The organism is Streptomyces ovatisporus (assembly GCF_042653885.1).
GTDB lineage: Bacteria > Actinomycetota > Actinomycetes > Streptomycetales > Streptomycetaceae > Streptomyces > Streptomyces ovatisporus.
In genome coordinates, this window is record NZ_JBHSFH010000007.1 from 229,196 (window position 1) to 250,405 (window position 21,210).

Sequence of the window (21,210 nt, forward strand, 5' to 3'; positions counted from 1 at the left end):
AGGATTCGACGACTTCCTCCGGTACGAGGACTCCCGGAGACACTTCAAGAGAGCCCCGGCTGCACAAGGAGCAGGTCCACCCCGAGTCCGGGCTCAGGGGTCCGAGGCGTGGACCAACACGACGGACCGGCACCCCTGTTGAGGGGACGGCCGGTCGACCAGACCCGGCGGCGGACCAGTTCGCGTCCCTTCCGTGACAGTTCGCGGACCTGTCCGCCGCCGCGGCCGCGCAGCCACCTTTCGCCTCCGCCCTGCGCAGAAGGCTGGTAGCAAATCGGCCCGCACAGCCTCATGGCCGCGCGGGGCTCAGGAGTTCTCGTACTCCTCGAGACGCTGCTTGACCACCGTCGTCCAGGGATGTTCCTCACCCAGTACCCTGATGCGGCCTCGGATCACTGCCTTCAGGTGCTCGACTGCCTGCTCCTTCTCTCCCAGGGCAGCGAGCGTCCGGCTCAGGGTCGAGCGGGCGTTGAGTGTGATCGGGTACTCGCTGCCATAGCGCTCCTCATGCGCAGCAAGGGCTCTTTGAACGTGAGGAAGAGCGTTCTCGTACTTTCCCACACGAAACAATGCATAGGCATAGTCCAACTCGGCCATGAGTGAGATGGGATGACGCGCGCCGAGTGCGCTTCGGCAATCCTCGAGAAGTTGAGGACCTGATGAGATGGCATCGTTCAGCTCGGGCCCGAGTTCGAGAGTCAGCAGGAACTTCCGCGCGTTGAGCGTCAACGGGTGAAGCGGTCCGAGAGATTCGACTCGCCCCGCCACTGACCGCAGAATGAGACCGGCTGCCTCATCCGCCTTACCAAGCTGGAGCAGTGGGTTCGACAGCGCCAGGCAACTCTCGTACGTATCGGCAGATGTCGGCCCCAACAGTCGCTCGCAGTCCGCAAGCACACGGCGATGCAGAACCTCGGACTCCTGGAAGCTGCCAACTCGGTACAGACCGCGCCCGATCCGCCGGCGAAGCCTCAGGGTCAGTACGTGCCCCTCACCCAAGCGCGTATCGGAGAGACTGACCGCATTGTTCGCCAGCGACAGGGCTGACGCGTAATCTCCGGCGCGGTGCTGAGCAATCACAAGGCGCAGCGCACATGCGATTGCTTCTTCCACGGTCTCCTCGGACACGGTGGGCCAATCAGCCACACGACGCAGCAGAGCCAGGACGTGCGGTGCCAGAAGGCTGAAGCGGGCGTCCGGGGCTCCACGTTCAGGGATCGCCGGAAGCTCGGCTGTGATCAAATGCGCTGCCGCGGACGCCAGTCGGTCGCGCTCCTCCAATGCGATGTCGCGAACGACACTCTCGAGCAGTACCGGATGGGTGCGCACGCATCGTTGCTCACCGTTCACGAGATCAGTGAGCGAGTGGTCGAGAAGTCCGCGCAGCGCGACGTCGACACGCGAATTGGCAAGACCTGGATCGAGGGAAGCGCGCTGCAGCACCGAGAGTGGGAGCGGGTCACCAGCCCAGCAGGCGAGCAGGTTCATCAAAGTGACGGACTCCGGCAGGCCCTGTGCGACAAGCGCCTTCAGCGAAAGCTGCCACGTCGAGCTCACCAGGAGCCGAGGAGGATCCACACCCCTGCGCGCCCCCTGATCCATCAAGTCGATGGCGTCCGGTGTGCTGACGTCGAGCCGGACCCCGTACTCAGCCATCGTCATGGGGACCAACACCTGCTGAGAGAGAAAGCCTCCGGCGAGCGTCAGGGCCAGAGGCAGGCGGCCCAAACGGTCGGCGACATCGCTTGCGTCCTTGACGGACCCCAGCCCAGGAGCAAGGTCACGAAGTACCTGAGCTGCGTCTTCACGGGGTAGCACTCCGACATGAAGGAGTTCGGCACCGGGCCACCAGGATTCGGCGGCTTGTCGCGTCGTCACCAGTACGGTGCCCCGTCGGCTGCTGCGTAACCAGCCGTTCCCGAGGATTCCGGGGTCGTCCGCGTTGTCAATCACCAGGAACCAGGGTGCGGGAGACCGGTCCAAGTAATCCCATACGAGATCGGCCGCTGCTCGCAGCCCGCTGCGTGCTGCCGACAGTTCACCCTCGTGCGCTCCCCGGTCTGCCGCCACTGCGAGCATGCCGGCACGTAAGGAAGCATCGTCTGAGGAGTTCACCCAAAGACCGACACGGTCGAATTCTTCGGTTGCGCGGTTGAAAAGCTCATGGGCCACCGCGGTCTTGCCGCTTCCTCCGAGACCGTGGAGCACGAACAACTGGCCGCCAGTGCCTGGTGCGATGGCCGCACACACGCGGCCGAGCACATCGGTACGGTCACGCAGAACGGATGGAGCTCGGCCTGCGGCGGGCCTGCGCACCGAACTCGGCCCTGTCCAAGCGGGGCTGTGATGATGGTGCTCCGAGATGTACTGATCACCAGAGGCTTGGTAGACGCGAGCCTGACCCTCGGCCCGGGCCCTGTTGTGGCTGTTCACTGCGGACCGAGGTGCATGTCTCGACCAGCCTGATATGCGCGGCCGTGCCCGGAAGCGGTGGCGTTCTGCACGATATTGGTTCCTCCGATGTTCCACGCCGGGGCCCAATCATCGAGCAGACGATGGAGGTCGTCGGCGAGTTCTTCCTTGAAGCCCTGCCACACTTCGGTTGCCGGCAGAGTGACGATGGTCGATCCCACTGTCCCGGCCGGCACGGCCAGCTCCGGCTCCATGTTTCCCCCTAGCTCTGAACGCAGTTCACCAACATTAATTCAGAGTGGAGTTCGGAGCCGGGGGAACCGATCGCCCTGACGGCTCAGCTCCTGCGGCTCCAGCGTGGCCGCATCAGATCTGACGGTGCACGAGCGCGCGGGCAGCCACGCCCGCCGGCGGGAGCCGTGCTCCCTTCCCACGCCTGGAAGCCGCACAACTCCGTGCCGCCCGTCAAGGCCGGAGCGTTCCGGTCGCGTTGACCGGCTCGGCTTCCTGCGGGCCCGGTCGAGCCGGTGTGCCCTTGTCGGGTCTGCGCAACGATCCGAGCGCTCCCAGCAGGAACGCCGCTGGGATGCTGACCAGCCCGGGGGCGTGCAGGGGGAAGAGGCTCCAGTCCGCATCGGGCACCAGCGCGTGCGGACTGCCGGACACGGCCGGAGAGAGTGCCAGCAGGACGACGGTCACGAGCGTGCCCCCGTGGACGCACCAGCGGAGCCCGCGAACGGTGAACCGCCTCCACAGCAGGCTGTAGGCGACGCCGGGCAGTACGACCGTGGCGGCCTCCGTGTACGAAAGCGTGAGCCAGAACTGCGCGTTGGCGGTGCGTCCGGTGACGGCGAGTCCGATGCAGACGCCGCCGACGAGCAGCAGAGCCGTCCTCGCCCGGAGGCGTCGGGGAACGGGCCCGTGTCCCGACAATGCGTGCCTGTCGCGCCCCAGGTCGTGGACGATCGCGGCCGACCCGGCGAGCAGCAGCACCATGGCGGAGGCCAGCACGATGAGGAACGCGACGCAGGAGACGAAGGTCAGCAGTGTGCCCGGGGGGGCCTTGCCGGCCGGATCGCCGCCGTCGAGGGCCGCGGCGAGCAGCAGCACGTTGTCACCGCCTCGCGGTCCTGCCTCCCGCAGCGTCTCGCCGTCGATCAGGGCCTGGATGCCGTAGCCGGTGACCGCGGCCGTGGCGCACAGGAGGCAGCTTGCCAAGACGGCCCAACTGCTGGCGCGGCGCGCGGCGTTGACGGTCGGGCTCGCCGACAGCCGCGTGAGGAGGTGCGGCAGGAACGCCGTCCCGAGCAGCACGGTGAGGGCGAGGCTGAGGGTGTCGAGACGGTCGGTCGTCCCGGTGCCGAAGAGCATGCCCGGTGCGAGGTAGGCGTCCCCGGCGCCGCTTCCCTGTGCTGCCCGGGTGAGCAGCTCCCCGTAGTCCCAGTGGAAGTTGGCGAGTACCAGCACCGCCAGCAGCGGCGCGACGACGACGAGCGCGACGGCCTTGCCGATCTGAAGAAGTGTCGCCCCTCGTACGCCCCCTATGCCCGCGCAGGCGCAGATCAGCACGCCCACGAGCACGATCCCCGTGATCTCGCCGGTGCGTCCGGGCACTCCCATCAGGGCGGCCGTGATCCGGCCGATCGGCACCAACTGGGCGACGAGCAGCGGCAAGGAGACCACGAGCGTCGCCACTCCGGCTGCCCGGCGCGCCGGTCCGGACGGCAGGCGGCGGGCCAAGACGTCACCGAGGGACCTGCCCGGCCCGCCGGGCAGCCGTTCGGCCAGCCACACCTTCAGCAGCAGCGGTGAGAGGGCGGCGGCGACGATGAGGAAGACGCCGTCGTAGCCGGCGACGGCGACGATGCCGCAGAAGTACAGCACGCCCGCCGCGGAGACGAAGTCGCCGGTGAGCGCGAGACCTTGGCGCAGGGGCCTGGAGCGGGCCGGATGCGTGTAGAAGCCGCCCCCGCCTTGCTGCAGGTCGGGGCTGGCGAGCATCGACACGAACAGGCAGCCGGCGATGAAGAGCAGGAAGAGGGAGATGGCCGCGGCGCGGTCGCCCACGAGTCCGGTCACAGAGGTGCCCTCCCGCCGAACGCCCTGACGGAGTCGAAGGCGTCGAAGGGCGCGGACGGGCCGGGGGTGCGCGTCGCGGCCCCGGAAGCCGGACCCGTGCCGGTGACCGCGCCCGTGACCGCGCGCGTGACCGCACCGGTGTCCGCGCCGGTGAGCGCGGGCTGCCGGCCGAAGCCGTCCCGGTCCCTCGCGGTGACCCGCCGGGCAAGCGGGTCGACGCGCCGCCGCGCGCCCCGGTCGTGCGTCCAGACGCCGAATCCGATCACCAACACCTGTGCGGCTGCCGCCAGTTCACCGACCTGGAGGCTGCCGGAGACGGAGCGGCTGAGCATCTCCGGTACGCAGCAGAAGGCCAGCCCGTGCAGCAGGAAGGCGCCCAGCACCAGGGCGACGCCCCTGCGCAGCAGACTGCGGCGTGCAGCGCTCAGCGCCTCGGTGGAGGAACCGGTGCCGGAGGGGCGGGACGGGAATCCGGTGGGGACGGGACGGACGGCGCCGGGGCCCGAACCCCTGCTGCCCGCCGTCGTTCCGGCAACTCGGCGCCAAGACACCGGACTTGTCTGTTCGCTGTGGCCCGTCGGTCCGCTCTCCGTCCTCTGCGACACCCGGCGGCGGGAACGTGCGGGCATGCCGAGGCGGGGGGTCACAGTCACGGAATCTCCAGCGAAAGGGATGCGGGCAGCCTGAACGCCCGGGAGAGGGCGGAGGCCGCAGAAAGGGGAGTCACCAGTGATTACCGGTGGTTACGCAGGAGTTTAGAGCCACGCATCGTGATCGTCCAAGGGCTGTGCGTGAAGGGGCCGGTGAAGGTACCGTGTTCGGCCGCTCACAGTCCGTGCTCCCCGGCTGCCGCGCCGCCGCCGCGGATGCGGCGGCGGCTGCCTGCTGCCCGCCTGGCACCTGCCGCCCGCCGCCTCCGGACCTCCAGACTTCCGGACCTCCAGGCTTCCGGATCTCCGGATCTCCGGACTGCGGTGTGCAGTACGGCACTTGACGCGGGCCGGGGTTCGTCCGTCGGCTCCGTCGGGGGCGGCGGGTCACTCCCGGACGCGCTGCCCCTTGCCCAGTGCCACGATCCCCTCGGGGGAGATGGTGCAGTATTCCGCGTCGTGTTCCGGGTTCACGCCGATCGTCGCTCCGGGCGGCACCACGACGTTCTTGTCGAGGATCGCCTGCCGCACGACCGCGCCGCGTCCCACCCGTACTCCTTCGAGCAGCACCGCCCCCTGCACCATGGCGCCCTCCTCGATCACGACTCCGGGCGCCACGACGGAGTTCGCCACCTGTCCCGCGAAGATGCCGCCCGCGCTGACCATCGACTCGTTCGCGATGCCCCCCGCCACGAACTTCGCAGGCGGCCGCTGCGCCTGCATGGTGAAGATGGGCCAGTCGCGGTTGTAGAGGTTGAAGACGGGCTGAGGCGAGATCAGGTCCATGTGGGCGTCGTAATAGGCGTCCAGGGTTCCCACGTCGCGCCAGTACCCGTGGTCGCGGTCGCTCTCCCCCGGCACCTCGTTGGCGTCGAAGTCGTAGACCTGAGCCTGCCCGCGCGCCGTGAGCAGCGGCAGGATGCTTCCGCCCATGTCGTGCACGGAATCCTCGTCCCCGGCGTCCTCGCGCAGCGCGTCGAGGAGTACGTCCGTGGAGAAGATGTAGTTGCCCATCGAGGCGAAGACGTGATCGGGGTCGGAGGCCAGCACCGGCGGATCGGAAGGTTTCTCGAGGAATTCGCCGATCTTGTCGCTGCGCGACTCCGTGCAGATCACACCGAACGAACTCGCCTGATCCCGTGGGACCTTGATGCCTGCGACCGTCACACCCGCACCGCCGGCGATGTGCTGCCTGAGCATCTGCCACGGGTCCATGCGGTAGACGTGGTCCGCACCGAACACGACGACGTAGTCGGGCTGTTCGTCGTGGACGAGGTTGAGCGACTGGTAGATGGCGTCGGCGCTGCCGAGGTACCAGCGCGGGCCGAGGCGCTGCTGCGCGGGTACGGGCGTCACGTAGTCGCCGAGCAGTCCGGTCAGACGCCACGTGGTCGAGATGTGCCGGTCCAGGGAGTGCGACTTGTACTGCGTGAGCACGCAGATGCGCTGGATGCCCCCGTTGACGAGGTTGGACAGGACGAAGTCCACCAGCCGGTAGACCCCGCCGAAAGGCACCGCCGGCTTGGCGCGGTCCGCAGTGAGGGGCATGAGCCGCTTGCCCTCGCCGCCCGCGAGCACGATGCCCAGCACGCGTGGTTTTGCTGCCATCACGACTCCTCCGCCGCCTTCGTCCACCGCCGGGTCCGCTTCCGGCCACGTGTCGAGTCGATCACGCCGCCGGCCCGCAGCGCCGGTACGGCGCACCTCGGACGCGGCACGCCGCGGGCACCGCGCCTCAGCGGGGCCTGTCGGCCCGGAACGGAGGCGCGAGGCGGCGGTCCGGAGCCGGGGCCCGGAAACGGAAGCCGAAGCGGAACGGTGGTGGACGCGAACCCGTGTACCCCTTGTGCGCCTGTTCGACGGGCGGCAAACGTCCCGGGCGGGGCGGCGGAGAGGTGCCGGAGGGTCGCGCGCCGGAGCAGGTCCGCGTAAGACTGCGCCGGACCGACGCAGTCCGAACGGTTCCGACAGGGAGGACGGATGAGTGAGGCGGGCGGTGACCGCGGCCGTGTACTGGTCGTGGACGACGACGCCGCGATCCGGCGCTCGCTCCGCCGCGGTCTGCGGCTGAACGGTTTCGCCGTCGACCTGGCCGACGGCGGACGCAGTGCCCTGGCGCGCGTACGGCAGCAGCCCGCCGACGTCGTCGTCCTCGACATCTCCATGCCCGACCTCGACGGCATCCAGGTGTGCAGGACGCTGCGCGAGCAGGGCGACGACGTACCCGTCCTGATGCTCTCCGCGCTCGACGAGACCGCCGACCGCATCGCCGGACTTCAGGCAGGCGGAGACGACTATCTGATCAAGCCGTTCGCGCTGCAGGAACTGGTGCTGCGGCTGGACGCGCTGCTGCGAAGGCGTCCCTCGCCCGGCAGGGACGCGACAGCCGAGACGGCGGCTGCGGGGCCGCACGCGGCAGGCGGGCCGGGGAGGCCCACAGCGGCATCGGGTACGTCCGCACCGGCGCACGCGGTCCCGCCCGCTTCACCGGCCCACGGGGACGTCGTACGCGTCGGTGGCCTCGTCCTCAACCCCGCGACGCGCGAAGCACACCGCGACGGCGAACTCCTCCCGCTCACCCGCCGCGAGTTCGAGCTGCTCCAGGTCCTCGCCCGCAACGCGGGCATCGTGCTGACCCGCGACCAGCTGCTGGAACGCGTCTGGGGCTACGACTTCGAGGTGCGCACCGACGCCGTCGACACCTTCGTCAGCTACGTGCGGCGCAAGACAGAGAGCGGCGGCCGTCCGCGGCTGCTGCACACGGTGCGGGGCGTGGGCTTCGTACTGCGCGAGGAGAGGTGAGGCGGCGCCGTGAAGATGAAACTCTCCACCCGGATCGCACTGGCGGTCGGCGTCACCGTCCCGCTCCTCGTACTGGCGTCCGGCTGGCTGCTGTTCCTGCTGGTCGCACGGGACATGCACGCGGAACAGGACGCGCACCTGCGCGAACGGGCCGCCGTGACGAAGGCCGACGCGCGGCGCCTCCTGCGAGTGACCGCCTCCGACCGTCCCGCCGCCGAACAGGCCCGTGAGCGGAAGCTGTACGCGTCGGCCCTCGATGTCGGCATCCGCGTCTCCGGTCCGTACGGCACCGTCGCCGGCGGTCCGCAGCCGGACGAGGCGACGCGGCTGCCCGCGGCGGCACCGGAGCCGGTGACCGTCCAGGAGAAGGGCACAGGCCGAGCCGAGGGGATGCCGGGCGGTCAGCGGGTCAAGAGCTGGCGGGTCCTGTCCGTGCACGTCGAGGGCAGACGGCCCGGCGTCGAGGGCACGCTGTGGCTGTTCTCGCCGGACACCGCCGGGCAGGCCCAACTCGCCTTCGTACGCAGGCGGGTGGCGGTCGTCGCCATCGTGGCCGCACCCGTCTCCGCGCTGCTGGCGTGGGCTGCCGCGTCCAGGGCGAGCCGGCCGCTGCGCCGTCTCCAGCAGCGCACCAGCGGCCTCGACCCGCGCTCCGACACCTCACGGCTCGAACACACGCCCAGCGGGATCACGGAGGTCGACGACCTGGCCGGAACGCTGCGCACGGTCCTGGCGCGCTACGACGAACAGGCCGCCCGTACGACGCAGGCGCTCGCCACGGCCCGCTCCTTCTCCTCCGCCGCGGCACACGAACTGCGCACCCCGCTGATGAGCATGCAGACCAACCTCGAAATCCTCGCTGCACACCCCGAACTGGCGGGCGCGGACCGCGACGAGGTGCTGGAGGACCTCCAGCAGGAGCACAGCCGGCTCCTCGGACTGCTGGTCATGCTCCGTCAGCTCGGGCAGGGGGACCTCGTGGAGGCGGACGCCTTCGCCCCACTGGATCTGGGCGAGGTGGCCGAGGCGGCGGTCTCCGACGCACGACGGCGCGACCGTACCGCGGACGTCACCTTCACGACCGCGGCCGACGCTGCCGGGGGCGGGGCGGACCCCGGCCGGAGCCGGGCGGACCGGACCGACCGGACCTGGCCTGCCTCCGGCGCCGGTCCGACCGTGCACGGCTGGGAACCCGGACTGCGCTCCCTGCTCGACAACCTCATCGCCAACGCCCTCGCACACGGACGCGGCGCCGACGGACGCGCACACGTCGAGGTCTGCGTGCGCGGCGACACCTCACCCCTGGGGCCCATCGCGGTGCTGACCGTGGACGACCACGGCCCGGGCATCCCGCCCGAACAGCGCGCGGCCGTCTTCCAGCGCTTCCAGCGCGGGCCCGGAAGCACCGGTTCCGGGCTCGGCCTGACTCTCGTCGCGCAGCAGGCGGCACTGCACCGGGCGACGGTCGAGGTACGGGACCGCCCCTCCGGCGGCAGCGGTACGCGCGTCGAGCTGCGGATTCCGCTGGCGTACCGGGAGGGGGCGGCGCAGGCCACGCAGGCTCTGCCGGCGCAGCGTGACTGGCTGATCGGAGCGGCACCCGGAACGTCCGCGCGAACGGCCGCCGGATCACAAGGAATTCACAAGAACGGTCTCTAGCGTCTTCGACCGCGCGGGGCGAACCGCACTCGTGCTGTCCCGAAACGGAGGAGACACCATGATCAAGGTGAAGACGACCACCGTCGCCCTGACGACCGTCGCCGCGCTGCTCGCCACGGGCGGCGCAGCCGCAGCCGTCGCCACCTCGGACTCCGGAGCGAGCCCGGCGTCGGCCGACGCCTCCAAGTCGGAGGCGACCTCGGCGAAGCACGCGCCGAAGAAGGACGGCGCCAAGCGCCTCTGCAAGCGTGCACCGAAGATCGACAAGAAGATCGACCGGGTGCTTCGCCGCCTCGACGGGGACGTCAAGAAGCGCGGTTCACTCGAGAGGCTCGAGAAGCGCATAGACAACGCGAAGAAGCTCGATCACGGCGCCGTCGAGGAATTCCTCGGTGAGCGGCTCAAGGACCGCCGCGCACTCGGCCCGAGGCTCGAGGACCGCAAGAAGGACCTGGCCAAGCTGCGGACCTGGTGTGAGAAGCAGCAGGACGAGAAGAAGACGGACGAGGAGAAGACCGACGAGAAGTAGGGCAGGCTCCGTCGGCGAGGACTGACGCGCACGTCTGCACCTGATTCCTTCCCCGGCCGGGGGAGTCGAGGCCGTCCCGCGACGCGGGGCGGCCTCGACGTTCGTCCGGGTCCGCAGTGCTGCGCGGATGCGTCGACGCTGTGAGGTGTCCCTGGCGGTGAGTCGCGGTGGGGCCTCCTGGAGATCTATACATTGCGTGTATACATGCTGTGTATAGTCTGCCGCGTGAGCCCCCACAGGACCGCGGAAAGGCAAGGCATGTACGGCAAGGCATTCGCGCCCGAGTACCAGGGCACCCTCGACTCGCTGTCGGTCAACTCCTCACTCGCCGACGTACTCGCCCAGGCGGACGCCCGGTTGAGAGCCGCCGAGAGCGCCGGAGCGGTGCAGGAAGCGGCCCGCTGCGGCCTCGCCGTCGCCGAGGCGAACCGCCGGCTCGGGAACGTCGGCGCAGCGGAACGCGCCTGGAGGGCCAGCTACCGCGCGGCCCGAAGCGCCGGCGACCCCGCCGCGATGGCCTGGGCCGCGTGGAGCGGAGGCACCCTGGCCCGTCAGCGCGGTGCGATGGCACTGGCCCGCCGGCTGCTCGCGCTCGCCGCCGAGCTGGGCGAACGCGGCGGCAGCGTCCACGCCCGCGGGTACGCCCTCGCCGGACTCGCCGAGACGGGACGCATCCAGGGCGACTACGAGGCCGTCGAAGCGCTGCACGAGCAGCTGCTCGCCGAGGCGCGCCGGCGCGGCGAGGCCCGCCACATGGTGTGGGCGCTCGAAGGCATCGCGCAGATGCACCGAAACACCGGCCGGTACGACTCGGCGCTCGCCATGTTCGAAGAGGCAGCCGAGATCGCTGCACGCGCCGACGACAGGCGGGGCCTCGCGTGGGCGCTGCGCGGCATGGCCGACGTCGTCTCGGTCCGCGACGGTGACACCGCACGCGCCCTCGGCCTGCTCACCGAGGCAGCCGCGCTGTGCGGCGCCATGGACCTCGCCGGAGCCCTCGCGTACAACCACAAGATGCAGGCCAACGTCCTCTACCGTGCGGCCCGTTGGGCCGAGGCGCGGAAGCTGTACGAGCAGGCGCTGGCCGAGTTCCGCGACCTGGGCGAACCGCGGGGAGAGGCACTGGCACGGCTCGGCCTGGTCAAGTCTCTTGCACACCTGGGCCGTGACCCCGCCCGTACGTCTGCCGACCTGGACGAACTGCACCGGACCCTCGAAGCGATCGGGCTGCGGCACGCCCGCCGGATGGTGGACACCGCGCGGGTCCAACTGGGCGTCGCGGTGCGCCCGGAGGGGGAGGAGGACGAGGCGATGGCCGCCTGAGCGGCGCCGCGGGGCAGCGCCTCGCGGGGCAGCGCCTCGCGGAGCAGGCGGAGGGCGGCGTACCGGGCCGCTTCCGGCGGGGCGGGCACGAGCAGTCCGGTGCGGCCCGTCGGGCTGGCCGTCCGTACGCTCGGAATGAGCCATCCGGCCCGGTGTGACGAATCCGGTCCGCCGATCGGGCCGGATCCGGCCGATTTCGGGGAACGCGGGGGCCATGAGCCCCTCGACAGCGCCAATCCGCGCACTCCGAGTACGGGCTGCCGCCCGTACGCCGATGAGACGCAGACCGGAAGCCTCCGCCCGGCTCGCCCGCCTTTCCGCACCTCACAGGCCCTCACCCCGCACGCGGGGACGGCCCCACGCACCGTCGAGACTCCCGACGCCCCGTCAGGAAAGCCGGGAACGCGGCGAGTTTGCGAACCGTGAGAGCACAATTACAGTGATGCCGATGCTCTCCCCCTCCCCTTTCCCCGCTCAGGCAGCGCGTCCGCCACGGCCTTCCCTGGAGGTCCGGTGAGACAACAACTCGCGAAGCACAGTTCGACTCGCGCACCGCTCCCCCCGGCCGCGCCGGCCGAACCACAGCCGGCCCGCCCGTCATCGGCCGCCGGCGAGCAGCAGCACCGCGCTCCCGCCTCCTCGGAAGCCCTCGCCGGCAAGCCGGCAGGCCGGGCCGAGCAGGCCGGGAACGCCAAGTCCCGCGACCCGTACTTCGACAACGCCAAGTACCTGGCCATCGTGCTCGTCGCCCTCGGCCACTCGTGGGAACCGCTGAGGGCCGATTCGCGAGCAGCGGGTGCCCTCTACATCTTCGTCTACACGTTCCACATGCCGGCGTTCATGGTGATCTCCGGTTACTTCTCGCGCAGTTTCCAGGGCAAGCCGCATCAGCTGAAGCGTCTGGTGACCGGGATCGCGGTCCCGTACCTCCTCTTCGAGGTCGCCTACACCTTCTTCAAGCGCTGGGCCGACGACGACCCGAGCCAGCCGATCAGCCTGCTCGACCCGTGGTATCTCACCTGGTTCCTGGGCGCGTTGTTCCTGTGGCGGCTGACGACGCCGCTGTGGAAGGTCGTCCGCTGGCCGGTCGCGCTGGCGCTCGCCATCGCCGTGCTGGCTTCGATCTCCCCCGACATCGGCGACGACCTGGACCTCCAACGCGTACTGCAGTTCCTGCCGTTCTTCGTGATCGGGCTCTTCCTCAAGCCGGAGCACTTCGACCTCGTACGGCGCCGCTCGGCCCGCCTGCTGTCGGTCCCGGTGCTGGTGGTCGCGCTGGTCGTCGCGTACTGGGCAGTCGAGCGGATGAACGCCGAATGGTTCTACCACCGCGACAGCGCGCAGGAGATGGGCGCTCCCTGGTGGGTCGGCGTCATCATGACGCTCGCGCTGTTCGGCTGCTCGATGGTGCTCACCGCGTGCTTCCTCGCCTGGGTTCCGCGGCGCCACATGTGGTTCACCGCATTGGGCGCCGGCACGCTCTACGGCTATCTGCTGCACGGATTCGTCGCCAAGGGCTCCCGCTTCTGGGAGTGGTACGACGTCAGTTGGGTGAACACCCCGCTGGGTGCGATCGGCGTGACGTGCCTCGCCGCCGCCCTCATCACCGTGCTGTGCACACCGCCGGTGCAGCGGATGTTCCGCTTCACCATGGAGCCGAAGATGCCGTGGGCCTTCCGGGAGGACCCGGCCGCGACGGCCCGTCAGCGGATGGAGAGCAGAACTCCCGAGCGGAGGTAACTCCCGCGGGGAGAGCGGCGTTTCCCGAGTATGTCGAGGCCCGGACCGGCCGGTCCGGGCCTTCGCCGTGCGCGCGCCGTGTGGGCGGAACCGCTCGCCGGAGGCCGCGGGCGCGGACACGAGGTGCGCCCGGCACGTTCCCTGTACGCCCCCGGGCCGCTAACTTTCCGGTACGCGCGCTCTGTCCGTAACCCGGACACGGAGCACACCGAGCCGAACAGCGCCGTCGCCACCGTACGCACCGGAAGGACCCCGACAGTGCCCGTACCGCTTTCCACCACTCGCCTCTCCGCCCGCGGAGCGGCCCGAAGAGCCCGAGCTCCCAGGTCACTCGCAGCCCTGGCGGCCGCCGTACTGGCCGCCCCGCTGCTCGTCACAGCAGCGGCGTCGCCCGCCGCCGCCGGCACCACGGCAGCAGCAGCGCCCTCCGAGTCCCCCGGCTCGGAGGGCGCTTCGTACGGGTCCGGCGACGACGGCTCGCAGCTCGCGAAGAAGCTCGTCCGCCGTACGGGCGTCAAGGGCGCCATGCGGCACATGAAGGCGTTCCAGGCCATCGCCACGCACACGGGCGGGGGAAACCGCGCCGCCGGGTCCCGGGGACACGAACTCTCCGCGAAGTACGCGGGCGCGGTCCTGAAGGCGGCCGGCTACGAAGTCACGTACCAGGACTTCGAGTTCATATACCGCGAGACCCTCGCTGAGAAGCTCACCGTGCGCACGCCCGGCGAACGCGACGTCCCCGTCAAGGTGATGACGTACACCAAGAGCACCCCCGAAGGCGGCACGGAAGCGGCGGTGACGCCCGTGCCCGTCGACGAGGACGGCACCACGGGCTGCACGGCCGAGGACTACGAGTCCGGGGACTTCGACGGCAGGATCGCGCTGATCCAGCGCGGCGGCTGCACCTTCGCGGAGAAGCAGGCGGCGGCGGCCGACGCCGGCGCAGCCGTGGCGGTCATCTACAACAACGAGGACGGCGAACTCAGCGGCACCCTCGAAGAGCCCTCCAAAGGGCGCATCCCCACGGGTGGAATCACCAAGGAGGACGGCGAGGCCCTTGCGGCCGAGGCCGAATCCGGCGACGTCACGGTGAACGTGGAACTGCGCGAGTTCCAGGAGGAGCGCAGCACCCCCAACGTCATCGCCGAAACCCCCGGGGGCGACGCCGACAACGTGGTGATGCTCGGCGCGCACCTCGACTCCGTCGGCGAGGGCCCCGGCATGAACGACAACGCCTCCGGTTCGTCCGGAATCCTGGAGACCGCGCTGCAGTTCGCCGCGGCCGGCGGGACGAAGCACCACGGCGAGAACGGCAAGGGCGACAAGGGCAGCAAGGGCGCCAAGGGCGACACAGGCGGCTACGACGGCAACAAGGTGCGCTTCGCGCTGTGGACGGCGGAGGAGGTCGGCCTCCGCGGATCGGAGCACTACGTCTCCGAACTCTCCGACGCGGAGCGGAAACAGATCGCTCTCTACCTCAACTTCGACATGATCGCCTCCCCGAACTACGGCCTGTTCGTCTACGACGGTGACGACTCCGACGGTGAGGGCTCCGGCCCCGGCCCGGAGGGCTCCGCCCTTCTGGAGCGCGACATCGTCGACTTCATCGCGTCCCGCGGCGAGGAAGCACGCGGCGCCGACTTCGACGGACGCTCCGACTACGGTCCCTTCATCGAGGCGGGCATCCCCGCGGGCGGTTCCAAGACCGGAGCGGAGGGCCTCAAGACGGCGGAGGAGCAGAAGCTGTGGGGCGGTGAGGCGGATGCCGCGTACGACGGCTGCTACCACCTCAAGTGCGACGACCTCGGCAACATCGACAAGAAGGCGTTCGATCTGAACATCAAGGTGATGGCGAACGCGGTCGGTCACTACTCCCGTGACGTCAGCGGGCTGCCCCGCCCGTAGACCGTCGCAGCCCTCCCTCCGGGGAGTCGTGCTACCGCCGGTGCCCGCCCCGTCGCGACACCTCGTCACCCGTCGCGCGGCGCGGGCGCCGGCGGCGCACCACCCCTCGTCCAGCGCACGCCCATGAAAACGCTTCACCCCTTACCGGGTGGGCACAGCGACGCGCCTGCCGCCCGCCTCGCCCGGGCCGGTCCACTGTCCGCCAACCGGCCCCGTAAGAGCCACAGGAAGCTGCGCCCGGAGCCGCTGGCCCGGTAGGCTTTCCGTGTGATCTTCAAGCGAATCGGAAACGGGCGGCCGTACCCCGACCACGGCCGGGAAAGCACCCGCCAGTGGGCGGATGTAGCCCCACGCCCGGTGCGCCTTGACCAGCTCGTCACCACGAAGGGCCAGCTCGATCTCGAAACGCTGCTGGCCGAGGACTCCACCTTCTACGGAGACCTGTTCGCCCACGTCGTGAAGTGGCGCGGCGATCTCTATCTGGAGGACGGGCTGCACCGTGCCGTGCGTGCGGCCCTGCAACAGCGACAGGTACTGCACGCACGCGTGCTGGAACTGGACTGAGCGGACTGACGCTCCGTGAGACTGCCGGGCTGTCACGCCCGCAGCCCTCATTGCTGCCCTAGCCCTTTCAGGGTCGGCACGTCACGATCACTGATCATCTAGTAGGCATTGCGTTCATACGGCATTACCCTGCGCCTATGAGCATGCTGACTCCCCCCGGCATGGGCGGAAAGTACCGGATCACGGGAAACCGCTACCCCCGCATGCGTCGCCCTCGCCACCGGCGCAGGATCGTGCTCGCCTCCATCGCAACCGTCTGCGCCCTGAGCCTCGCTGCGTGGGGAACGCTTCAACTCATCGACATCTTCTCGGGAAGCAGCTCCGCCAACGCCTCCAGCGGCCACGACAAGTCCAAGGGCAAGGGCGCGGAGTGCACCACCGACGCGAAGTCCCAGGCCGCCGAGAAGGGAAAGCCCGGCGACGCCGCGAAGCTCCCCGAACCCGACACCATCGAGGTCAACGTTCTCAACGCCACGGACCGCAGCGGCCTCGCCAAGTCCACGGCCGACGAGCTGAAGAAACGCGGCTTCAAGGTCGGCGAAGTGGCCAACGCCCCCGACGAGTTCGACGGGAAGGTCAAGAAGACCGGGGTCGTCCTCGGCGCTCCCGGCGAGGACGGCGTCGCCCGTCTGAAGGTGCTGAGCACTCAGCTCACCGACGCCGACACCCGGTTCGACGAACGCAAGGGCGACGACGTCGACCTCATCATCGGCGACGCCTACAAGAAGCTGGCCAAGGAGAAGGAAGCCGAGGACGCCCTCGAAGGGCTGACCGCCACCGCACCCTCGTCGTCCGGCCGCGGCTGCTCCGACTGACGGACCGTCCGAAGGGCTGTCCGGGGGCGCGGCGCCCGCGTCGCCCGTGTCGCTTCGCTGATCCGGGCCCCTTCGCTGATCCGCGTCGCTTCGCCGGAGCCGCTCAGCCCGCCGTCCCGTACATCCGGTCACCCGCGTCGCCGAGCCCCGGGACGATGTAGCCGTGCTCGTTGAGGCGCTCGTCGATGGATGCCGTCACGACGGTCACCGGCGTCCCCGCCAGCTCCTTCTCCATCAGACGTACGCCCTCGGGGGCCGTCAGCAGGCAGATCGCGGTCACGTCGTCGGCGCCCCGGCGGATCAGCTCCTTGATCGCGGCGACGAGCGTCCCGCCGGTGGCCAGCATCGGGTCCAGCACGTACACCTGACGACCGGACAGATCGTCCGGCATCCGGGTCGCGTAGGTGGATGCCTGCAGCGTCTCCTCGTCGCGGATCATGCCGAGGAAACCCACCTCGGCTGTCGGCAGCAGCCGCACCATCCCGTCGAGCATGCCCAGCCCGGCCCGCAGGATCGGCACCACGAGGGGGCGCGGGTGTGACAGACGCACGCCGGAGGTGTCCGTGACCGGCGTGCGGATGTCGACGGGCTCGGTACGCACGTCCCTCGTGGCCTCGTAGGCGAGCAGAGTCACCAACTCGTCGGCGAGGCGCCGGAAGGTCGGCGAGTCGGTGCGCTCATCACGCAGGGTCGAGAGCTTGTGCGCCACCAACGGGTGGTCGACGACGTGGATCCGCATGACTCGACAGTAGCCGAGGGATGGGAACGGCTGTACTGGCGTACCCCTTCGATGCGGGGGAAGGCGGTCCAGTACGGCGGAGGTGTCCACATGCCCGACTCGCAGAACCAGCGGAAAGCCGAGCGCACGGCCGAGGCCCGGAGGCCGGCCGGAGAGACGGCCGGCCCGGCCGACCCGGGCCACGTACGCGCACGCAGGATCAGCGCGGAACGCAAAGAGGTGAAGGCCCGTGGCAGCGCCGCCCCGGTGGACGGGCGCCGCACGGCCGGAGATACGCGCTCAGCGGGCGGCAAGGACACCGGACCCGCCGACACCGAGCGGCTGCGGCGCCGCGCACGCTTCCTGCGGGAGCGCAGCGAGGCGAAGGAACTCCGCGAACGCGTCCAGCCACGCCGTACCCGCAGCGCCCGCATGCGGCAGGCACTGCGTATGCGCACCTTCCGCTGGTGAAACGGTCACCGCGGCCGGACAGCGGCAGCGGGGGTTCCGCGCTCGTCGGGCGAGACAGTGACAGCCGGGAAGTGACGGCCGTGACAGTGGGGACGCACGGTACGGCGGGACGGTGGGACGGCGGACGGCCTGGCGGCGAGGCAGCCCGCAGAGGCGTCGGCCCGCCTGCGACACCAGGTCGAATACAGGTAACCCTGCGTCCTCATTTCGGGGCTTGTGCTGCAGAAACGCACAAACACCCGCACGACGCACTGTCGAAGACCCTTCGCATCGCCCCGGTTTCTGCCACGATTCCGATGGGGCGGGGGTGCAGTCCTCGTCCGCAGCCATCGGGCACCTCAGATATCAGTGGGAGAGTCACGGTGTATTTCGCCGCACTGCTCGCGCGCACCGAAGACGGGTGGGAAGCGAGCGACACAGAGCTCGACGATGTGGAGACCCTGGCCGACCTGGCCGATCTGGCCCGGGAGGCCGCGACGGACGACGAGCCTGTGCTCGCCTGCATCGAGCAGGAGGGCGAATGGTTCGGGGTCGTGAGAGTCGAGGGCGAGGACGACCCGCGTGTCTTCGTCTCGGACGCCGCCGCTGCCATGCGCAGCTCGTACGGCGAGATCCTGCTCTCCGACGAACTGCTCGGGCGCGAACCGGAGGACCTGGAAGCGCTCGACCAGCTCGTCGACCTCGACGGTACGGAGGACGGTGAGCCCGAGTCGAAGGAGAACGCCGACGCGAGCGACCAGTCGGAGAGGGCGGAGAACGCGCCTCCCGGTCCGATCGGCGATTCGAAGGTGCTGGCCGACCTCGGCTTGGACGACAAGGCGCTGCTCTCGCTCGCTCCCGAGGACGCGCTGAGTGAGATCGCGGACGCGCTCGGGTGCACGGACGTACTGGAGGCCGTCCGGTAAGCGGCCGCAGCCGCCCGTGCACGAGCCCCGCGGCCGAGTGGTGGCCCGGCGAGCGGCGCGTTCCACCGGGCATTCCGTACCGCAGTCGGTGCAGATGCACGCGCAGTGCCACGCGGTAGCACACTGACTGCCATGACCGACGTCCCTTCCTCCGTCCCCGTCCCTCCCCCGCCCGACCCTGTCCGCGACCCCTGGCGTGCGCCCATGCGCCTCGCCCTGGCGGAGGCAGTACGGGCGCGGGAGACCGGCGACGTACCGGTCGGCGCCGTCGTGCTCGGTCCGGACGGTGCGGTGATCGGACTCGGTCACAACACCCGTGAGGCGAGCGGCGATCCGACTGCCCACGCGGAGATCCTCGCGATCCGCGCGGCAGCCGGGACCCTCCACGGCGAGTGGCGCCTGCACGGCTGCACCCTCGTGGTCACCCTGGAGCCGTGCACCATGTGCGCGGGCGCCGCTGTACTGTCCCGGCTGGACCGCGTCGTATACGGCGCGATCGACGCCAAGGCCGGGGCTGCGGGCTCCCTGTGGGACGTCGTACGGGACCGGAGGCTCAACCACCGGCCCGAAGTGATCTCCGGCGTCCTCGCAGCGGAGGGCGGTGACCTCCTCACCGACTTCTTCCGCCGCTCCCCCTGAACCGTCCCCGCAGCGGCGCCCGGTGCAGCCGCTCCGCCGTCGGTTGCCGGCCGCCGGAACGGATTTCGGGACACGGCACCGATTGGGCTAGAGTGCCTCTCGGTAGCGTGTCCGAGCGGCCGAAGGAGCTCGCCTCGAAAGCGAGTGAGGGGCAACCCTCCGTGGGTTCAAATCCCACCGCTACCGCAGGTGAACGAAGGGCCGGACCCCACGGGGTCCGGCCCTTCGTCGTGCTCCGTCTCCGACCGGGTCGGCGACTGCCGTCCCCTGCCTCCGCCGCTCAGCGGTTCCCGGCGGCTCCGATGAGTTTTCTCCACGCGCGCCGTCCGACTGGGGAAGGGCTCACCGGCTATCCGTCTTTGGAGCGGCACCATGAGGAAGATCGCAGCAGGGTTGTTCATCGCACTCGACGGGGTGGTCGAGGCACCGGACCAGTGGCACTTTCCGTACTTCAGCGACGAGATGGGCGCGGCTGTCGACGCGACACTCGGCTCGGCGGACACCATTCTGCTCGGCCGCAAGACCTACGACAGTTTCGCCGGTGCGTGGCCGGAGCGTGAGGCGGCCGGCGGCGAGGACGCGGCCTTCGCCAAGAAGCTCGGCGACGCGCGAAAGGTGGTCGTCTCTCGTCAGAAGCTCGACTTCCACTGGCGGAACTCCGAGCAGCTCGCCGGCGACTTCACCGAAGCCGTCACACGCCTGAAGGAGGAGCCGGGCGGAGACATCGCCATGAGCGGCTCCGTCTCCGTCGTCCGCCGGCTGCTGGGAGTCGGCCTGCTGGACGAGTTGCACCTGCTGGTGCACCCCATCGCAGTCCGCAAGGGCATGCGGCTGTTCGAGGAGGGCGACGCTCCGGTCCCGCTGCGGCTGATCTCGTCCGAGACCTTCCAGACCGGCGTGCTGAATCTCGTCTACGCCCCTGCCGAATCTGCCGGCGAAGGCACCTACGAGGACGCCAAGGCGCACCTGCCCCAGGGCGAGCAGTAACCCGGCGCTGCACGGCACGGAGGGGCGGGCCCGCGGGGTCCGCCCCTCCGTCGTGCCCTTCCTGGTCGGCCGCGTGTCCAAAGTCCATAAGAATGGCCTCAGTTGACTGTCCCCAGGGACATGGCATGCCGTGGCGCCTGCACGTGATCCTGTCGATCCTGGGAACCTGTGGTGCGATCAGAAGGCGCAGGGGGCTGAATTGAGTGCAGTGTTCTCAAGCGGGTTCGACAAGCGGTCCCCACGGGGGAGTGCGTACCGGGAAAGGTTCGGCACCGGAGTGCTCAGCGGACTCGTCGAAGGGATCGACGAGTACCGCGCCGGCCTGGAGCGTCAGCCGCACCGGTCCCGCAGCCTCGGTCCGGCCATTCTCGGCGCCTTCCACCAGCTGGACGACGAGGAGCTGGTGGAACGCGTCGCCGGCTACCCGGCCGCCTGCGTCGTGATCAGCACCGAGCCGCACATGGTCCTGGCGAACGTGGAACTGCTGCGGGATGCCGCCAAACGCAGCGCGGGCTTCCCGGCCGGCGCGCTGCCGGGCCTGCCCGGTCTCGCGCTCGCGGCCAAAGGCGGAACCCCCGTCGCCGGTCCCACGAGCCCCATGGAGGACGTACGCCTCTCCGCGCTGCGCACCCTCGGCTCCTCCGGCGAGCACGACGGACACGGGGCCGAATCCGTACTCCACACGAAGCTGCTGATGCTCGGCGAACTGTGGTGGCACGACGAGGCGACCCTGGGCGAAGCAGCCGACGTCGCCGAATTCACTCCGCACCGGCTGTGGTTGGGGAGTGCGAACGGCACCGCGCGCTCCAGGACGAATCTCGAGTTCGGCCTGTGGCTCGACGACCGTGCACTGCTGGAGAGCGCCCGTCAGTTCATGGTCCAGCTCCTCGCGCGTTCGGAGGACTGGGACCCGGACGGCGCGGCCCCTGCCCCGGGCCTGACGGCACCGGCCTGAGACGGGCAGTTCCGGTCCCGGCGTCGGGCCGCCGCGCACGGAAACGTCAAGGCCCGC

At 70.1% G+C, this 21,210-nt stretch carries 19 protein-coding genes and 1 tRNA gene; 14 read left to right on the forward strand and 6 right to left on the reverse strand.

The window, feature by feature from the left end:
- Positions 1-306 precede the first annotated feature (306 nt).
- The 5 genes from ACFPA8_RS14840 to glgC form a co-directional block, all read right to left on the reverse strand.
- Positions 307-2,262, reverse strand: coding sequence for a tetratricopeptide repeat protein (locus tag ACFPA8_RS14840; protein ID WP_386448173.1), 1,956 nt, complete (start codon positions 2,260-2,262; stop codon positions 307-309).
- A gap of 167 nt (positions 2,263-2,429) precedes the next feature.
- Positions 2,430-2,666, reverse strand: coding sequence for a hypothetical protein (locus tag ACFPA8_RS14845; RefSeq protein WP_386448176.1), 237 nt, complete (start codon positions 2,664-2,666; stop codon positions 2,430-2,432).
- Between the two features lie 211 nt (positions 2,667-2,877).
- Positions 2,878-4,491, reverse strand: coding sequence for a sodium/solute symporter (locus ACFPA8_RS14850; RefSeq protein WP_386448178.1), 1,614 nt, complete (start codon positions 4,489-4,491; stop codon positions 2,878-2,880).
- Entirely contained in the window at positions 4,488-5,042 is a 555-nt protein-coding gene (locus tag ACFPA8_RS14855; protein ID WP_386448181.1) for a DUF485 domain-containing protein, read from the reverse strand. The genes ACFPA8_RS14850 and ACFPA8_RS14855 overlap by 4 nt, the downstream gene beginning before the upstream one ends.
- Positions 5,043-5,528: 486 nt before the next feature.
- Positions 5,529-6,749, reverse strand: coding sequence for a glucose-1-phosphate adenylyltransferase (gene glgC / locus ACFPA8_RS14860; RefSeq protein ID WP_386448184.1), 1,221 nt, complete (start codon positions 6,747-6,749; stop codon positions 5,529-5,531).
- 372 nt (positions 6,750-7,121) lie between these two features.
- Between glgC and ACFPA8_RS14865 the strand changes: the two genes are divergently transcribed.
- The 8 genes from ACFPA8_RS14865 (at position 7,122) to ACFPA8_RS14900 (ending at position 16,478) form a co-directional block, all read left to right on the forward strand.
- Positions 7,122-7,943: a response regulator transcription factor gene (locus ACFPA8_RS14865; RefSeq protein WP_386448187.1), complete on the forward strand. Its 822-nt coding sequence runs from the start codon at positions 7,122-7,124 to the stop codon at positions 7,941-7,943.
- A 15-nt stretch (positions 7,944-7,958) separates the two neighbouring features.
- A complete protein-coding gene (locus tag ACFPA8_RS14870; RefSeq protein ID WP_386449446.1) occupies positions 7,959-9,602 on the forward strand; it encodes a sensor histidine kinase in 1,644 nt (547 codons plus the stop codon).
- A 58-nt stretch (positions 9,603-9,660) separates the two neighbouring features.
- Positions 9,661-10,131, forward strand: coding sequence for a hypothetical protein (locus ACFPA8_RS14875; RefSeq protein ID WP_386448190.1), 471 nt, complete (start codon positions 9,661-9,663; stop codon positions 10,129-10,131).
- Positions 10,132-10,389: 258 nt separating this feature from the next.
- Positions 10,390-11,454, forward strand: a complete 1,065-nt coding sequence (locus tag ACFPA8_RS14880) for a tetratricopeptide repeat protein (protein WP_386449448.1) — start codon at positions 10,390-10,392, stop codon at positions 11,452-11,454.
- A gap of 513 nt (positions 11,455-11,967) precedes the next feature.
- A complete protein-coding gene (locus ACFPA8_RS14885) occupies positions 11,968-13,194 on the forward strand; it encodes an acyltransferase family protein (RefSeq protein WP_386448193.1) in 1,227 nt (408 codons plus the stop codon).
- A 258-nt stretch (positions 13,195-13,452) separates the two neighbouring features.
- Positions 13,453-15,099 carry a M28 family peptidase gene (locus ACFPA8_RS14890; protein ID WP_386448195.1) on the forward strand — a complete coding sequence of 549 codons (1,647 nt, stop codon included), beginning with the start codon at positions 13,453-13,455 and terminating at the stop codon, positions 15,097-15,099.
- A 267-nt stretch (positions 15,100-15,366) separates the two neighbouring features.
- On the forward strand, positions 15,367-15,663 hold the full coding sequence (locus ACFPA8_RS14895) for a type II toxin-antitoxin system VapB family antitoxin (RefSeq protein WP_003949502.1): 297 nt from the start codon (positions 15,367-15,369) through the stop codon (positions 15,661-15,663).
- Between the two features lie 137 nt (positions 15,664-15,800).
- Complete coding sequence (locus tag ACFPA8_RS14900) at positions 15,801-16,478, forward strand: LytR C-terminal domain-containing protein (protein WP_386448198.1); 678 nt, start codon at positions 15,801-15,803, stop codon at positions 16,476-16,478.
- Positions 16,479-16,581: 103 nt separating this feature from the next.
- On the opposite strand, the gene upp is transcribed toward ACFPA8_RS14900, so the two are convergent.
- Entirely contained in the window at positions 16,582-17,217 is a 636-nt protein-coding gene (gene upp, locus ACFPA8_RS14905) for a uracil phosphoribosyltransferase (RefSeq protein ID WP_386448201.1), read from the reverse strand.
- 246 nt (positions 17,218-17,463) lie between these two features.
- Here upp and ACFPA8_RS14910 point away from each other — a divergent pair, with 246 nt between their 5' ends.
- From ACFPA8_RS14910 to ACFPA8_RS14935, 6 genes are all read left to right on the forward strand, one after another.
- The gene (locus ACFPA8_RS14910) at positions 17,464-17,667 is read left to right on the forward strand and encodes a hypothetical protein (RefSeq protein ID WP_386449450.1); all 204 of its coding nucleotides are present in this window, start codon (positions 17,464-17,466) and stop codon (positions 17,665-17,667) included.
- Between the two features lie 362 nt (positions 17,668-18,029).
- The gene (locus tag ACFPA8_RS14915) at positions 18,030-18,572 is read left to right on the forward strand and encodes a tRNA adenosine deaminase-associated protein (protein ID WP_386448204.1); all 543 of its coding nucleotides are present in this window, start codon (positions 18,030-18,032) and stop codon (positions 18,570-18,572) included.
- Positions 18,573-18,704: 132 nt separating this feature from the next.
- Entirely contained in the window at positions 18,705-19,211 is a 507-nt protein-coding gene (gene tadA, locus ACFPA8_RS14920; RefSeq protein ID WP_386448207.1) for a tRNA adenosine(34) deaminase TadA, read from the forward strand.
- Positions 19,212-19,312: 101 nt separating this feature from the next.
- Positions 19,313-19,397 (forward strand) — tRNA-Ser (locus tag ACFPA8_RS14925).
- 186 nt (positions 19,398-19,583) lie between these two features.
- On the forward strand, positions 19,584-20,198 hold the full coding sequence (locus ACFPA8_RS14930; protein ID WP_386448209.1) for a dihydrofolate reductase family protein: 615 nt from the start codon (positions 19,584-19,586) through the stop codon (positions 20,196-20,198).
- A 277-nt stretch (positions 20,199-20,475) separates the two neighbouring features.
- A complete protein-coding gene (locus tag ACFPA8_RS14935; protein ID WP_386448212.1) occupies positions 20,476-21,153 on the forward strand; it encodes a hypothetical protein in 678 nt (225 codons plus the stop codon).
- Positions 21,154-21,210 lie beyond the last annotated feature (57 nt).